Source organism: Teredinibacter turnerae T7901, from assembly GCF_000023025.1.
GTDB lineage: Bacteria > Pseudomonadota > Gammaproteobacteria > Pseudomonadales > Cellvibrionaceae > Teredinibacter > Teredinibacter turnerae_B.
This window is the reverse complement of the sequence record NC_012997.1, coordinates 327,060-343,514: the sequence shown is the minus strand read 5'-3', so window position 1 is coordinate 343,514 and position 16,455 is coordinate 327,060. Positions and strand designations below refer to the sequence as shown.

Below are 16,455 nucleotides of genomic sequence, written 5' to 3'. Positions count from 1 at the left end.
ACCCCGACTAACCAAGCAGGATTTTTACGCAGGATATTATTTATATTTGCTTACTTTTATCGATCTGTGTTTTGAGTTCGATTAGCGTAGGCGATGACATACCCAACATCAACACAAAGTAAAATACCCAAACATCAGGTGCCGCAAACATCATTTTGACTGCATTTATAAAATCAAAAAAATCAAAATCGGCTCCTTTTTTTTCGCCCATTACACATAGAAGTAGAAATGGCATAACAGTTAAATAGCCAAGGGAAATCTGACCACCTCCAGCAAAAGCCGCTTCAGTGTGCATTTGAAAGCTAAGGACACGTCTCCTCCTTAGAATCACATCTTTGCCGATCCTTAAGTGTCAATTTTCTGGGCCTCCTAATTAATTTTTTAAATCATCCCGGCGCACCTGGATTTTATACATACGCACTTTTAACCAGTCATTAATTTTTGTTTTGACTGCCATCATCTTCATTTTCGCTACTATTCTCGATATTCGTAACACCATCATTTTCTTTATCAATTAAAGTATCCCAAATGGTGTATAGTAAAGCCAGTACCACAATGACAAAAAAACACCAAAATGTGGCTGGATTTTTATTTAAAGTCAGCACAGATCCCTTAATGTAAAAAACTCCCTCACTCACAGAACTTGCCAAGTAATTAGTTAGCCAAATAGAAGCCACGAGCGGAAGAAAATCAGATTTACCCCAGTTTTTTTTTATACGCATCGCTTGACCCATTCATTTGACACAAAATCATCTGCACAACTTTCAATAGCAATTATAATGAAAGCGACCAAATGGCCTACAATAGACGAAGTTCTGATGACCGACTTCGGAATTATCATCGTCATCTAATAATTTAGCACTGTTGGAGCCAATCGTTTTACAGAGATTCTGTTTATTAGACTGCCAAAAAACCCGCCCCAATTTCGGGCGCCACCACAAATGTTTAAGATCTCCAAGTCATATCAGGCGTACTTTTTTCATTACCCTTGGAAATTGTCATATACATTGAGATCAAATTTTCACGAACGGCAGCGATATGGCGCAAAAAACACAATGTGCATTTATTACCACATAAGCGTAGAAATCGCAAACTCTAAACAATTGGTTACTATTGATCGGCGATAAAAATCGTAGAATGAACGCGTGGAATAATGCCTAGCTTAAATTGGGCAGCTAATTGCACATATGAAATAACACACGAAAAATTCTTCATCGTTCCCAGTTTCTATCTGGGTAAAATATAAGGACTTTTATGATGAAAACCAGCACATTACGCTCCGTATTGAAGGCGGCTTCCTTCTGCTTCAGCATCCTCTGGAGCATCTATTCTCTTGCTCAAACAGATCCGTCGTCCGACTTGGTATATGATTTCAGTGAACCATCGTCCGTAGAAAGCTGGGAGTTTCTCAGCAGCGGATATCCAGATTCAAATGTGCAGATATCTCATGAGAACGGCTCACTCGGGCTGACCCCCAGTTGGCGAGCCAACGACTATGTTTTTACAACAACACCTTTAAATGCTACCTACGATTTTTCTCAAGCCAAGGTTCACGGTGCTGTTAAATTCGATGAAAAATTCTTCACCCTTGTTTACGATGATTTCGAAAGTTCACTAGCGCGAGCCACTGTTGTACTTGTGGATACCGACGGAAGGTGGGCTCTGGGCGAGTTTCATTCGCCGGTACCGGAAAATAAATCCGAATTCAGTACTTTTACATTCTTGCAAGGGGAGGATAGCTTGGTTTATGCGGACCCTGGATTTGATATGACTAATGTCAATGCGTTTGGTATGGGGCTGCTCAGTATAAACTACGATATAGTCGCAGCCGGGCTTGCGCAATTTGACGATATTACTATCGACTTCGATGGCGCAGCGGAGGAATCTACAGCCCTAATTGATTTTCCAGTTTATGTTTCCGGGTGGGAGCATAATCACATCGCTCGATTATGGTCGACATCAAAAAAGGGCAATAAAGGAAAATTTAGCATATTCTATAACGATGATAACACTTACGGCCAGAACCTGGAGATATACCAAAATCTCCCTCGTACCGTTAACTTCACAAAAGGTCAAATATCTTTTGACCTTTTGCTACCTAGCACCTTTGGCACGATCGTTAATGCTATTGGCGTAGTTCTAGTGGACTCGAAAGGAAATAGAGCGGAAACCTATACCCTTAACGCGCCGAATATGCTATTCGGCACCACCATGAATATAGCTATCGACGATTTGTCCCGAAATAAATTTATTTCAATGGATCCTGATTTTGACCTGGCAAAAGTACGCTCAATTTTGGTTGAGCTGCGACTACCTAGTGAAAACCTCACCATATCAGGGCAGGTAGTTTTTGATTACTTCCACCTCCAGGTACACCCTAAATTTGAGAAAAACTTTTTCAACCCTTTGCGCCCATCGCCAATTCCAGCCGACGTACTTTATCCTCAGGTTTTACTCGATGACGTCCCACCAAACTACGAATCGCTTCACGAGTTTTCTGTTAACAATAACGACGTGGTCGCCAACCTGAATTGGCAGGATGCGGAGGCAGAAATTCACCTTTCTCACTTTTGGGAACGTCCTGTAAACCTTTCTTCACTTGAAGTAACACAACGCTTCTATGTTCCACCAAGGGAGGCTGAATCAGGTATGTCGCTATACTTGAAACTTGTCGACATTAACATGGACGAAGTCGAGATACCTCTTGCAACTTTAGATGGCGGTAATACTAGAGGCTGGACCGTCGTAAAATTCTCGTCAGCGGACCTGCCTGATGACCTCAATCTTAATTATATTAACGAATACATAATTATAATTAAGCGAAATGCCACCTACGGTCATGCTGGTGCATTTCGATTTAATCCCCCAGTCTTTTCCATAACCCGTTAATACTGCCCCCAGCACAGTCATAAAAAAAAGCGAGCCATAATACGGTTCGCTTTTTATCCTATAGAGCTCGAATTTTGTTCTATTAGTTCCACCTCTACTCCGGTTCGGATGGGTTCGCTATATTTAGCAAACAACACTACACGCCAATTTATTACCAGCAGAAATATATATTTGTCATAGCCAAATGGTACAGTAGCGATTGTTTAAATTGGTCTTCTACCGACGCTCACAGGCTGTAAGCAAGACCACCTTAAACATCAAGGTTTGGCTGTTTTTTGCACGTCACAACCTCTCAATAGGAACATTTTAATCAAGGATTAGTAATGAATATCAAACATGCATTTCGCACACTTAAAGCTAGTGTGGTACTCGCTTGCTTAACGCTATCTTTTACGCCGATCACCCAAGCACAAGCAACATACGACGTTTCATTCGAATTTTCGGAAGCGGACTCCATCGCCACCTGGCATCCTTTCCAGGTAGATTATTCAGCAGGCGATTTTGCCCTGAGCTACGAGCAGGAAACTTTAGGGATTACCCCTGCCTGGCAAAACGGTGATGCTGTATTCGCGATCACGGGTTTAGAATCACCCTTGGACTTTACTCAGGCAAAAATTATTGCCGATATAAAATTCGACGATTCCTATTTTCACGAAACTGATGCCGGCTATGAAACTAGCCTTGCACGAGCTACGGTCGTTCTGGTTGACGTACAAGGCCGTTATGCACTCGGCGAGATTCAATCCCCATCAATCGAAAATAAAAGCACATTCACAACAGTGACGCTGCTTCAGGGCGCTATAACCCTCAACTATGCCGACGCTGAGTTCGATATCACCAACGTCGCAAGCGTTGGGGTAGGTTTGATCAGCGTCAATTACGGTCCAATCGCGACTGGGTTGGCGCAATTTGACAACATCGGTATAGACCTCGATGGCGCGGCCGGAGAACCAACCAATTTGCTCGATTTTCCTGTAATGCATTCAGGTTGGGATCACAATTGGATTACCTCCTCCACCAGGTCAACTTCTCAGGGAGTCAAAGGAAAGTCCACGCTCATATTCAGGAATTCAGAAACCCAGGGTAAGGACGTAGAAATATATCACCACCTTCCATGGAACCTGAATTTGGCCCAGGGACGCGTATCTTTTAATCTCTCCTTACCACCACAATTTGAAACACTCACAGAAGGCGTTAAGGTGTTGCTGGTCGACGCTCAGGGTAAAACTGCGCAAGTGTACGGAATATCCGCGAGCGAATTGAATTTCAATTCGCCAGTGTCTGTGATTATAGATTCGGTGGCGCAACGCGATTTTATAACCATGGATGACGGCTTCGATCTCACCCAGGTAGAATCCTTGACCGTAACCATCGAACTTCCTGCCGAAAATACGCTGCTGTCAGGTATTCTTGTAGTCGATAGTTTCTACTTGCAACTTAGCCCCAAATTTGCGAAAAATTTCTATAACCCGGTTAAACCGCAAAACTTTAGTGCTGCAGAACTTTACCCCTGGGTAATCGAGACCTCAAACACACCAGATTACGAATCCCTGCACAATTTTTCGGCTAGCGATAGTGAAATGGTAGCGACACTGAATTGGCAACCTGAAGAATCCGAGATTTGGCTCGTCCACTCTTGGGCAACGCCAGTGAACCTGTCTACTGGCTATATCACCCAACGTTTTTACATACCTGCCCGGGAGACGGCTTCCGGTATGTCGATAAACTTGGAGATCGCGGATAGCTTTGGCAACAGAAAAAATAAAACGCTGCTTACTATGGACGGCACTATTACCGGTGGCTGGGTAGTGATCAAGATACCCACCGTGGAATTTGCCGATAGCATCGATTTAAACTTCCCCTCATACCTCAACATTGTGATAACGCGCGGAAGCGCACTTGGGCACTCAGGGGTTTTGAAATTTAACGCTCCAAGCTTTTCTGCAAATTAAGTTAGTGAGCTAAATAGGACGAGCCCTTCCGGGCTCGTTCTCGGTTGGCTTGATACCCCATATACCTGCCCTTAGCTTTTGCCTCCTACCTCTCGATTCCTGCCTCCCGATTCCTACCTCCGTAGAGCTAGCCACCTGCCAGCACAGGATTAGCAAACCCCCAAAATCTTCAAGGTTGATCCAGATCAAAAATACCTATACTATTTTCAGAAATTTCTGAAAATTCACACAAACCATGAAACTCAACCCTACTGCAGAGAACTTTGTGGTCCATTTCGGTGAAATGGGCAGTCGCTGGGGCTTCAACCGCACCGTAGGCCAGATGCTGGCGTTACTGGTGATTCATTCGGAGCCCCTCAACGCCGAAGACATTGCCGAGACGCTGCACGTCAGCCGTGGCAACGTGAGCATGGGGCTGAAGGAGCTGCAATCCTGGCGCCTGGTGCGGGTACAGCGGGTGCACGGTGATCGCAAAGATTACTTCACGGTATCCGGCAGTATCTGGGAGCTGGCGCAAACCGTATTCGAAGAGCGTCGCAAACGGGAGATCGAGCCGACATTGTCGGTACTGCGCAGTAATTTACTGGACGAGCCCAAGAGCGATGAAGAGGCCTTCGCCCAGCAGCAAATGAGCGACTTGCTTACTTTGCTGGAACAACTCACCAACTGGGCACAGCAACTCAACAATTTGTCGCCAGGACAGTTACAAGGGCTGCTCAAGCTCGGTTCCGGCGTTGGCAAGGTGCTGGATCTTAAAGATCGCATTATCGGCCAGTCCAAGCCCGACTAAGTTTTCATTTGCCGCCTGTTCGCCGTGGTGTTGGGCCAGGGCGAACACACAACGAGGACCCACTCATGCTGGACACATTGGAACTTTCGCGGATTCAATTCGCGGCCAATATCAGCTTTCATATTTTATTCCCCACCATCAACATTGCCATGTGCTGGGTGTTGTTCTTTTTTAAAATTCGCCACGACATGACCCAAAACCCGGTATGGATGCGCGCCTATCGTTTTTGGGTGAAAGTGTTTGCGCTCACTTTTGCGCTGGGCGTGGTGAGTGGTATCACCATGTCGTTTCAGTTCGGTACCAACTGGCCGGGCTTTATGGAAACCGTTGGCAATATCGCCGGGCCGTTGCTTGGCTACGAAGTGCTGACGGCGTTCTTTCTCGAGGCTACATTTCTCGGCGTAATGCTGTTTGGCATTAATCGCGTACCGCCGAAATTACACACCTTGGCAACCTTGTTAGTCGCGCTGGGGACAACCATGTCCGCGTTTTGGATTCTCGCGCTGAATTCCTGGATGCACACCCCCGCGGGCTTTGAAATGCGCGAAGGCGTGGCTCACGTTACCAGTTGGTGGGAGGTTATTTTTAACCCGTCGTTCCCCTACCGATTAATGCATATGCTGGTTGCCTCCGGCTTAACGGCGGCTTTTTTTGTGGCCGGGATTTCCGCATACCGCATTCGCAAAGGCGACACCAAACGCGCACCTCTACTTGCGTTAAAAACCGGTATTTTTATGGCCGCTGTACTCATGCCACTGCAGATTCTTGTCGGCGATTTGCACGGCTTAAACACGTTTGAACACCAACCGCAAAAAGTCTCGGCGATGGAAGGCGTGTGGCACACGGAACAGGGCGCTCCTTTATTGCTGTTCGCTATTCCCGATGAAGAAGCGCAAAAAAATCATTGGGAGATCGGCATTCCCCATATGGCCAGCCTGATTCTCACCCACACATTTAATGGCGAAATAACAGGGTTGACCGAATTTGAGGCACACCCGCCGGTGAAGCCCCTGTTCTTTGGCTTTCGCGTTATGGTGGGTGTTGGCCTGTTGATGCTGGCGACCGCCTGGTTTACCAGCCTCCTGCTGTTAAAAAATAAAACGCTGCCTTACTGGCTGCTCCGCCATCTGGAAGTGATGACTTTTAGTGGCTGGGTTGCCACGCTTGCAGGCTGGTATGTGACGGAAATCGGCCGCCAACCCTGGCTGGTCACCGGCGTCCTGCGCACGGCGGATGCCGTTACCAGCTTGCCCACTGGCAATGTCGGTACTTCACTTGTGCTGTATTTGCTGGTGTACGCGGGCCTGTTAACCGCTTACGTTCACACCGTGCGCCTGCTCGCGCGAAAATCTGTTGAGGTGGAAGAATTCGAAGTCGACGACCACGCAACTCACGATCGCCCCCTGATTGAAGAAGGAGCCAGCTCATGAGCGAAGCAACACTGTTACCCGTTATTTTTATCGGCCTGATGGGGCTCGCCATTCTGGTATATGCGCTGCTGGACGGCTACGACCTGGGCGTCGGTATTTTATTGCCAATGAAGTCTGACGAGGAGCATCTGCGCGATCGTATGATTGCCTCCATCGGCCCCTTTTGGGATGCCAACGAAACCTGGCTGGTACTCGCGGTCGGGTTGCTGTTAATAGCGTTTCCAAGCGCACACAGCCTGGTGCTCTATCACCTGTATTTACCGGCGACGTTTATGTTGCTCGGCTTGATCTTGCGCGGCGTCGCCTTTGACTTCCGCGCCAAGGCGGCCGTTTCTCACAAGTACCTGTGGGATCTAGGGTTCAAATCTGGCTCGCTGCTAACCACCCTGACCCAAGGCTACATGCTCGGAAAATATGTTACGGGTTTTATCCCCGGCTGGGGGGCTGAAGTGTTTTGCCTGTTAAGCGCTCTCGGGGTAACCGCCGCCTATACCTTAATTGGCGGTGCCTGGCTCGTGTTAAAAACCGAATCCGACCTGCAAGGCCGAGCGATACGCTGGGCGCGCAATGCAAACCGGCTAACGTTCCTCGGGGTAATCGCTGTGTGCCTGGTAAACCTGTGGGTCAACCCATCGGTGTTTCAGCGTTGGTTTGAGTTCCCCCTGGTAATGTTCGTACTGCTTATACCCGCTATATGCCTTGCTGCTTTTATGGGCAACGAATGGCTGTTGCGCAAACTACCCTTCCCTGACGACCGCTACTGCGCCTATCCTTTTGCCTTTACTGCGATGATATTCACAACCTGTTTTACCGGGCTGGCTTTCAGCTTTTATCCCGCGATTGTGCCCGGTAAACTCACCATCTGGGAGGCCGCCAGTGCACCCGAGTCGCTGCAGTTCATTCTGGTTGGGGCACTCGTTGTTGTTCCGGTTATTCTTATTTATACCGCGTATGCCTACTGGGTATTCCGTGGTAAAGCCTCGGACCTGAAATACCATTAAACTGTTAACTATAGGAGCCTCAAATCGACCCGACCCCTTACTCGGTTGTTTTATTGAATTGCTACTTCAATTAACCTGTTACCATTAATCCGACATCATTAATCCGTTACAATTAACCTAACACAAAGTTAAACGAGCAATATTACTGGAGCTGCCATCGCCCATGCCGTACGCCTATACTCAAGACAATACGCGCATTTTCTTCGAAACCTACGGCTCAGGCGCTCCGCTATTGCTCATCCCCGGCCAGGGTTTGGATCACAAAGGCTGGGGCAGCTTCGTCAACGCACTCGCAGAGCAGTTTCGGGTGATCGTACTGGACAATCGCGGTACCGGTAACAGCGACAAGCCGGACGCTCCCGAGTACAGCACGCGCGGCATGGCAGCCGACGCCATTGCCGTTCTCAACACGCTGCAAATATTTTCTGCGCACGTGCTGGGTTTTTCCATGGGTGGCAGAATCGCGCAATGGGTTGCAGTGGATCATCCAAAGCGCGTAAACAAACTGGTGCTTGTCGCCACCACACCGGGCAACACGCATGGTGTGGCGCGAGCGCAGAGCGTGGATTTTATATTCGCCTCCGGCAACAGGGAGCGCATGCTCGAATTAATGGTGTCGCCAAGCTGGTACGACAGTAACCCGGAATTTCAACAATTGTGGCAATATCAAGCGGAGAACCGTCCGCCAGCATACGCCCAGCGTTTGCATTTTGTCGCCAGCGAATGCCACGACTGTTGGCACGAACTTAGCTCAGTCACAACGCCGACATTAATTGTCCACGGCAACGACGACACAATCAATCTACCCGCAAACGCCCGTCTTTTAGCAGAGCAAATTCCAAAAGCCGAAGTAGTATTTATTCCCGAAGGCAGACACTACATCTTTTTGGAAAAACAAGACGAGTGCAGCGAAGCGATAATTCAATTTCTCGGCAAGTAGTAAGACGAAAATTTTACTTCGCCACCCTCAATTATTGTGGTTTCCTGCTCAAGCACCGCCTGCCTCCCCATCAGATTCAAACGCCTATTTATTTGATAATCAGGATTCCGCTATTAACCCGGCGATTAAATAGCTAATCCTATCTATTTAATCACGCGCCCTTGAAGTACTGGCGTGAATGTGTGAATTTCCTAATACTTCAAGGACTTAGATTGCCCTTCGGGCAATGGCGGCACATCACGGCACCGCCTATTAACTTCGCAAATTTATTTCCCAGATTAATAGATACGTATTGCCCGCCCGACAGTTACTCTTATCCCGAAACGTGTTATTTCATCATTTTCAATAACATTCGCTAATTCAAAAACGAAATAAAAATTAAATAAAACACTCCAAACAGATAGCTACGTAGAGAAAAAACACATTAAAAAATACACAGAATCAAATTTAGTTAGCGCCAAATAAAACAACCAAAAAGCCACCCAAAGAACAAATATTCACAAACCAGCCATTCACATGTTTTTTGTGCGGCATCTTTTGTTTTTTATTGTCACTTTAAAAAGTCACCAATCAAATAAAATCACGCAAATAAATCTTTTTTCAAAAATTCATTTTGCATTTTTATTTTTCACACCTAAGATGGAGTCGCTTTCAGGGAGTGGTTTGCGGGTAAACATCGGATAGCAGTAAATCTGACATCCAGGCATGAGGCCAAAAACGCATACACTAATAAATCCTTAAGGAGATAACATGCGAAATAAAATCATTGCCACCATTGCACTGACTCTTGGTCTCGTCGGCACCGCTAGCGCCGCCAAGATATTTGAATACAACGATCCAACCTACGGTAATTACCCGGCATCCTGCACACTGACCCCGCTCTATGGTGGCGGCTCTGGTTACACCCTGTGGAACGTTTACTCGCTGAGCTGCCCGGGTCATCCACAATTGCAGATTACTCGTGAATTTACCCAACAACAGTATTACACCAATTGCGTTGTGAAGGTAAACAACAGCAATTACTACACTAGTTTTAATAATTGCGATAACTGGCGCGTTTACAGCAACTAAGCTGCAAATAACGTCCACACAAAAATCCCCGGTTGAACCGGGGATTTTTGTGTTTCGCTAATGAGTGCTTTCGCCGTAATTATCACCACCAGTACAGACGACCTGGCATTCTGTAGCGGCTACTCACCAGACGCCGCCAGGCGATAATATTTTTTTCGATCCACATAAGGCACCGCAAGAGATTTAAGCAGCTTCGTTTGAATATTCGCAAGATAGTTCGCCATATAATGTTCGTGTACGCTCATATTTCCCAAATTTGCCCAAAAATCTGTGAGCGATATGTGTTCCGCCCGTGCTTCATCCAACAAGCAGTAGTATTCACCTGCCAGCAAAACTAATTCAGTTCCTAAATGTTCGTAGCCACCATGAATTTCGTCGATCAGGTCGATCGGCGGCACCAAGGGGACCAGATCATTTTCATCCACCACGCGCGCGAGGGGTAAATTAGCAAACAATTGAACACCCTTCTTGTTGGTCACTTTCGGCTGACCAAAATTAATCGACGGGCCAAGTGGTAAGCCGTCCAGGCTAAAGTACATCATGAGCAGAGTACTAATTGCGGCGCCAAGGCTGTGACCGGTGAGTATAATTTCGTACTCTGGCACCAGGTGCCCACGCACCATCTCGTATACGACTTGCGCATCCGCATCAAATCCGCGGTGCACCCAGATGCCCAGGCGGCTGTTTAAACCTTGTATATAATCGGCGTCTTCCCGCGCATTGCTCAAATTTGCCGTACCGCGCACCACAATTATTTGCTGTTTTTTTGTGTGGTCCACTTCCAGGAAGAATTGCACTTGATCGCGGCTGGTGGCTACAAGTGTGGTATTGGGGAAAGCCGCGCGAATCGCAGCTTCACCGTTGTACGCCATAGCTGCGCGCTGGGCGTACCATTCAATAAGGGTAAAATCGGGGGATCGAGAGTGGGTCATCGGCGTGCTCCGTATACGTTTTTTATAAAATACTGTAAAGCAGCGAATTTTTATTAGTGGCGTCCGCTCTCCAGCCAGACAATGAACCTGAACCGAGCTGAGGCGATTGTGCATGACTGCGAACAGAAGCCGTATCACTTATAGTAGTTCGCCACTAGATCGCCTGCTGAACTCAGTCCACTTATCCACCCTAAATTTCGCCTGACTCCCCTAACTTTCCCCTGACTGTCACCTATGAATCTATTCATGCGATTTATTTTGCCCGGCCTGAAACAATAGGCGCCACAAAACTTTCACCTCCGTTTAATCCCGTTGTCACCTTTTGCTTTTCATATACACGCACAAAATTCCGAATACATGACAACCAACAATGGAGTGAAACACCATGAAACAATGGATAAAACCACTGGCCGTGCTTGCAGCAAGTGCGAGCCTGTTCGCCTGCGATGGCGACGACTATGACAGTGACATTAAAAGCCTTCGCCAGACCAACGACGAATTGTCGGGCGAGGTATCAGATCTCAACAGTGAGAACACCCAGCTTGCCAGCGACATTGCAGACTTGCGCGCACAGCTGACTCAGGCAGGGGCCGATCAGACGGCATTGCAGGCGCAAATTACCGCGCTTGAAGAACAACTCGCATTGCTTCAAGGCGGCAAGCCGTTAACCGTTACGCTGTTGCATATGAATGACCACCACAGCCACTTGGAGGCGGAATCCCTGCGCTTCCCGGTGGATCAGCTCAGCCTCGCGGCCAAAGCTGAAGGCGATGCTGCCATTACCTCGGTGGACATCAACTACGGTGGATTTCCCATGCTGGTGAGCCTGTTTGACGATCTCGCCAAACAGAGTGTTAACCCGGTGAAAATCCATGCCGGCGACGCGATGACCGGTACGTTGTACAACACGTTGTTCAAAGGCGAAGCCGATGCGGCCATGATGAACCAGGTGTGCTTCGACGTGTTTGCCCCCGGCAACCATGAATTCGATGCTGGCGACGCCGGCCTCGCCCGCTTTCTGGATGACTTGAATGGCTCCGGTTGTAACACCGCAACTGTGGCAGCGAACGTTCAGCCACACGCCAATTCGGCTCTCGCTCAAGGCTACTTGCAGCCGTACACCATAAAAGATTTCGCCGGCGAGAAAGTCGGGTTCATCGGGATCGATATCGCGGGTAAAACCAAAAACTCCTCCTTCCCGGACGAAGGCACCACCTTCAGTGATGAAACTGCCACCGCGCAAGCGGTGATCGACCAACTCACCGCCGAAGGCGTGAATAAAATTGTTCTGGTGACCCACTATCAATATGCCAAGGACCAGGCCCTGGCCAGCGCGCTACACAATGTCGACGTGATTGTCGGTGGCGATTCACATTCTCTGCTGGGCGACGACACGTTTACTGCATTGGGCTTTAACACCGTTGGCGATTATCCGACGCAGGTGCAAAACCTGGACGGCAACCCGGTGTGTATTGTTCACGCCTGGGAATACGCGCACCTGCTGGGCCGCCTGGAAGTTAACTTTAATGCGGCTGGCGTCGTGGAAAGCTGCACCGGCAACCCGATTATTCCCATGGAAGCCAGCTTCTCTTACGCCTACAGCGACAGCGAGACCCGTGTATTAGAGGGCGACGACGCCTATCAGGTGCGCAAGGCACTGGCAGCCCACGACGAGATCGCGTTCGTTGCAGCGGATGCGGCTACCGCCGACATACTGCAGACCTACCAGGCGCAAACCGACGTACTTAAGCAAACCTTAATTGGCACTGTGAATGAAGACCTTTGCCTTGTGCGCTGGCCCGGCGATTCCCGCTCAAGTCTGTGTGACCGCATGGATACCTACGCCTACGGTTCCGATATTTCCAATATCGTGGCCAAGGCGTTTCTCATGGTCACTCCAGAAGCGGACATCGCCATTCAAAACGGCGGTGGCGTACGCGTAGACGTCCCCATGGGTAACTATTCCATTGGTGACGCCTATGTGCTGCTCCCCTTCTCTAACACGCTGGTAGTCCTGGAAATGACCGGTCAACAGGTCGTGAATGTGCTCGAAGACGCGCTTTCTTACGCGCTGGACGAGGCACAATCTACCGGTGCTTACCCCTATGCCTCCGGCTTGCGTTACAACGTCGACGCGTCTGCGGCCAAAGGCAGCCGGGTATCGAATGTGGAAGTTAACTCGCGCGTCTCAGGCAGCTGGACCCCGATTAACCTCGCGAACACCTACAAAGTGGTGACAAATAACTTTATCGCCTCCGGCCAGGACGGCTACACCACCTTCGAAACACCGTTTAAAGCGGGTAACTACGTCGATACCTACACTGAATACGCACAGGGCTTTGTGAGCTACATGCAATTGCTCGCCGACGACAACGAAAACCTGATGAAATTACCCGTCAGTGAATACAGCACCCAGGTTTACATTGGTCGCGATGGCTGTAACCACAGCACGCAAACCAATTGCGTGGATTACTAAAACGCGCCTGACTATTAACCTAGCGATGAAAATTGCGAAGTTAATAGGCGGAGCAGGGAAGCACCGCCATTGCCCGAAGGGCAATGTAAGCCCTTGAAGTATTAGAAAATTCACACATTTACGCCAGTACTTCAAGGGCGCGCGATTAATAGATAGGACCATCTAATTAATCGCCAGGTTAATAGTAACTAAAAAGCCCGTCCACCATGACGGGCTTTTTTTGGTGCCGAACATCATCAAGGAAACGCGCTTCACAAATCCCGCACCGTCACCCCGAGCCTGCTAAATTTGTGAGCAGGTCTGTAGTGATCTTACTTCGCCTAACGTTCAATAAGAGCCTATCATTCAATAAGCAGCGAACGTGCAATCAGTGTTGCGTTCGCCAGGCGAGTATCGACAAGCGCGACTGACACCGCGCTATTGGAAAGATGTAACACAAGGAGTCCACCGCTATGAACCCCAGAATCAGCATGATCACGCTCGGCGTGAAAGACCTGCAAAAGTCCGTGGCATTTTATGAAAAAGGCTTGGGCTTCCCGCGTATAGATTCCTCCCCTGGCGTGGCTTTTTTCTCGCTTAATGGTACCTGGCTCGGCCTCTACAACCGCGATGCACTCGCAGAAGATATCGGCATAGAAGCGCGCGGCAATGGCTTCAACGGCGTTACTCTGGCCCACAATGTAGCCAGCAACGAGCAAGTGGATGATGTTATGGCGCAAGCTGAAAAAGCTGGAGCCAACATCATAAAGCCGGCACAAACGGTTTTTTGGGGTGGCTACAGTGGCTATTTTAAAGATCTGGATAACCACTTTTGGGAGGTGGCCCACAATCCGTTTTTGTGGATTGGGCCAGAGGATTAGCCGTCCTGACAACGGTACTGGTTAAAAAATGTTTTAAGACTTCGGCCCACACAAAAGCCTGTCCAGCCCAGCGCCATATTTCACAAAAGTTATTCTGTTAACATTTTTTTACAAAATTTTACTTTTTTTTTGACGGTAAAGCTCTCAGACAGAGTTTCACTTAAATCATCCCTCGTACGCAGTCGTTGCAAAAATCCCGGTCAACCCCTGGGATTTTTCCGCGTGATAGTAGCAAGTGCAGATAGCCCACCGTCGAAAAACAGATACCGCAGTACACCGCCCTATACACAGCAGCCAAGCTCACCATCCCACGTTCAACTTTTCACATAAGCCAACCCCTCATCCAGAGATCTATTGTGGTCTGTGTAAAAACTCAATAGCATCGCTAGATTCCAAGACACCATTGCATCCCCCAACGCACTGTAGATCGGAGATATCCATGGCAGACGAAGCTAAAGTGAAAGGTCCCGCGTCCTATTTTCCGGCAATTGAAAAAAAGTACGGTTTCCCAATTGATCACTGGCTGACGCTACTGAAAAGTCAGCAAGGGTTGAAACACATGGAAATGGTGGCCTGGCTGAAAGAAGCCCACGGGCTGGGTCACGGTCACGCTAATGCGCTAGTGGCATATTACAGAAATATGAAATAACCGCTTTTTTCAGTGGCAAGTAAAGCGTTTTATTGCCCTGCTTTTTTGCAATTGCTAACATCATTGCGCGATGGAAAGAACGTCGCTTTTTTCAACATGGCGTCAATTATGCCAGGAGGCAAGCAGACATGCGCAGTGTTATATCTTTTATATTTTTTAGTGTATTTATTCTCATTGGTTCTTCCGCATGGGCGGGCAAACCAATTAATAATTTGGATGGGCAAGTGCCGCCGCAGCTCGATGGCGAACCACGAGGTCTCGAAGAGGTAAAGACTGCCGTTATCGCCGCGTGCTCAAAACGCGGTTGGACGCCAGTCATCGTCGGCCCAAATGATATAGAAGCGGAAATTAACGTACGCGATAAGCATTTCGCCAAAGTAAAAATCCACTTCACCCCGGAAACCTATTCAATCGACTATTTGGACAGCAAGAACCTCGGCTACGACAGCGCAGACCAAACTATCCACCGCAACTATAACAAGTGGGTGATACTTCTGGGGCGCAGCATCTCTCGCGGTTTTAGCGTGCAAACGCAAATTTAACAGGGTAAATAGCATGGGCATGGTTCGCGTATCAGGTTATTCCGTATCATTGGACGGCTTCGGTGCAGGGCCAAATCAGTCCATGGAAAATCCGCTGGGGGTTGGCGGCGGCCAATTACACGGCTGGCTGTTCCCAACCCAAACCTTCCAAAAAATGTTGTTTGACAAGGAGGAAGGTAGCACGGGCATCGATAACGATTTCGCCGCGCAAGGGTTCGTCAATATAGGCGCCTGGATCTTGGGCCGCAATATGTTCGGGCCTGAGCGAGGCCCCTGGAAAGATATGAGTTGGGAAGGCTGGTGGGGCGATACGCCGCCCTACCATGCGCCCACCTTTATCCTCACCAATCACCCCCGCGAGCCGATCCAAAAAGAAGGCGGCACGACTTTTTATTTTGTTACTGAGGGTATTCATGCTGCACTGGAGCAAGCGCAAGCAGCAGCGGGCGAAAAAGATGTGCGTATTGTGGGCGGCGCTAACACCATTAATCAGTATCTGGACGCAGGTCTAGTGGACGAAATGCATTATGTAATTTCTCCGGTATTTTTAGGCGACGGCGAGCGCTTATTTGCTGGCGTCGACCTCGCAGCTCGCGGTTACAAGTGCGCGCGCATGGTCGCATCTGACAACGCCACCCACGTGATATTGGAGCGTGCAGCGAAAGACGCAGACTGAGCGTCTGCGGGTTGGGCGTTTAGCCAACTTGCCGGTTCGTGGAAAATGAAATTTAGTAATTTCGCCTAGCGTTATCAAGCTGTTGAGAAAAAGAAAACGCCAAAAACAGAGTGTCGAGAAATTGCGAGGTTAGAATTTCTCAAATGAATGCGCTTGAGAAATAAAAGGCGGCGAAATATTGAAAGGCGTGTAAACCCTTAACTGTTAGCCGCTAGGGGCTAACAGTTAAGGGTCAGCAGTTCAGGCC

General features: G+C 48.5%; 15 protein-coding genes. 12 read left to right on the top strand and 3 right to left on the bottom strand.

The features are described from left to right. Positions 1-40 precede the first annotated feature (40 nt). Both TERTU_RS01455 and TERTU_RS01450 read right to left on the bottom strand, forming a co-directional pair. A complete protein-coding gene (locus TERTU_RS01455; RefSeq protein ID WP_015819465.1) occupies positions 41-295 on the bottom strand; it encodes a hypothetical protein in 255 nt (84 codons plus the stop codon). Positions 296-434: 139 nt separating this feature from the next. Next, the gene (locus TERTU_RS01450) at positions 435-734 is read right to left on the bottom strand and encodes a hypothetical protein (protein WP_019601325.1); all 300 of its coding nucleotides are present in this window, start codon (positions 732-734) and stop codon (positions 435-437) included. A 523-nt stretch (positions 735-1,257) separates the two neighbouring features. Between TERTU_RS01450 and TERTU_RS01445 the strand changes: the two genes are divergently transcribed. The 7 genes from TERTU_RS01445 to TERTU_RS01415 all read left to right on the top strand — a co-directional run bounded on the left by TERTU_RS01445 (position 1,258) and on the right by TERTU_RS01415 (position 10,073). Continuing rightward, complete coding sequence (locus TERTU_RS01445; RefSeq protein WP_041590009.1) at positions 1,258-2,889, top strand: hypothetical protein; 1,632 nt, start codon at positions 1,258-1,260, stop codon at positions 2,887-2,889. 323 nt (positions 2,890-3,212) lie between these two features. Next, on the top strand, positions 3,213-4,841 hold the full coding sequence (locus tag TERTU_RS01440) for a hypothetical protein (RefSeq protein ID WP_015818812.1): 1,629 nt from the start codon (positions 3,213-3,215) through the stop codon (positions 4,839-4,841). Between the two features lie 235 nt (positions 4,842-5,076). Then, the gene (locus TERTU_RS01435; RefSeq protein WP_015818361.1) at positions 5,077-5,631 is read left to right on the top strand and encodes a GbsR/MarR family transcriptional regulator; all 555 of its coding nucleotides are present in this window, start codon (positions 5,077-5,079) and stop codon (positions 5,629-5,631) included. 65 nt (positions 5,632-5,696) lie between these two features. Beyond that, a complete protein-coding gene (locus TERTU_RS01430) occupies positions 5,697-7,061 on the top strand; it encodes a cytochrome ubiquinol oxidase subunit I (protein ID WP_015818320.1) in 1,365 nt (454 codons plus the stop codon). Further along, complete coding sequence (locus tag TERTU_RS01425) at positions 7,058-8,062, top strand: cytochrome d ubiquinol oxidase subunit II (RefSeq protein WP_015818443.1); 1,005 nt, start codon at positions 7,058-7,060, stop codon at positions 8,060-8,062. Before TERTU_RS01430 ends, TERTU_RS01425 begins: the two co-directional genes overlap by 4 nt. A 163-nt stretch (positions 8,063-8,225) precedes the next feature. Further along, complete coding sequence (locus TERTU_RS01420) at positions 8,226-9,002, top strand: alpha/beta fold hydrolase (RefSeq protein ID WP_015817953.1); 777 nt, start codon at positions 8,226-8,228, stop codon at positions 9,000-9,002. Positions 9,003-9,752: 750 nt separating this feature from the next. Beyond that, positions 9,753-10,073 (top strand): hypothetical protein, encoded by a 321-nt coding sequence (locus TERTU_RS01415; protein WP_015818893.1) that lies wholly within the window; start codon positions 9,753-9,755, stop codon positions 10,071-10,073. A gap of 119 nt (positions 10,074-10,192) precedes the next feature. On the opposite strand, the gene TERTU_RS01410 is transcribed toward TERTU_RS01415, so the two are convergent. Next, entirely contained in the window at positions 10,193-11,005 is an 813-nt protein-coding gene (locus TERTU_RS01410) for a lipase family protein (RefSeq protein ID WP_015820680.1), read from the bottom strand. A gap of 385 nt (positions 11,006-11,390) precedes the next feature. Between TERTU_RS01410 and TERTU_RS01405 the strand changes: the two genes are divergently transcribed. The 5 genes from TERTU_RS01405 (at position 11,391) to TERTU_RS01385 (ending at position 16,208) form a co-directional block, all read left to right on the top strand. After that, complete coding sequence (locus TERTU_RS01405) at positions 11,391-13,481, top strand: 5'-nucleotidase C-terminal domain-containing protein (protein ID WP_015820234.1); 2,091 nt, start codon at positions 11,391-11,393, stop codon at positions 13,479-13,481. A 452-nt stretch (positions 13,482-13,933) separates the two neighbouring features. After that, complete coding sequence (locus TERTU_RS01400) at positions 13,934-14,341, top strand: VOC family protein (RefSeq protein WP_015817646.1); 408 nt, start codon at positions 13,934-13,936, stop codon at positions 14,339-14,341. Between the two features lie 439 nt (positions 14,342-14,780). Continuing rightward, positions 14,781-14,990, top strand: a complete 210-nt coding sequence (locus TERTU_RS01395) for a DUF4287 domain-containing protein (RefSeq protein ID WP_015817882.1) — start codon at positions 14,781-14,783, stop codon at positions 14,988-14,990. Between the two features lie 128 nt (positions 14,991-15,118). Beyond that, positions 15,119-15,532, top strand: coding sequence for a hypothetical protein (locus TERTU_RS01390; protein ID WP_015818751.1), 414 nt, complete (start codon positions 15,119-15,121; stop codon positions 15,530-15,532). Between the two features lie 13 nt (positions 15,533-15,545). Next, on the top strand, positions 15,546-16,208 hold the full coding sequence (locus TERTU_RS01385) for a dihydrofolate reductase family protein (protein ID WP_015817291.1): 663 nt from the start codon (positions 15,546-15,548) through the stop codon (positions 16,206-16,208). Positions 16,209-16,455: the final 247 nt, after the last annotated feature.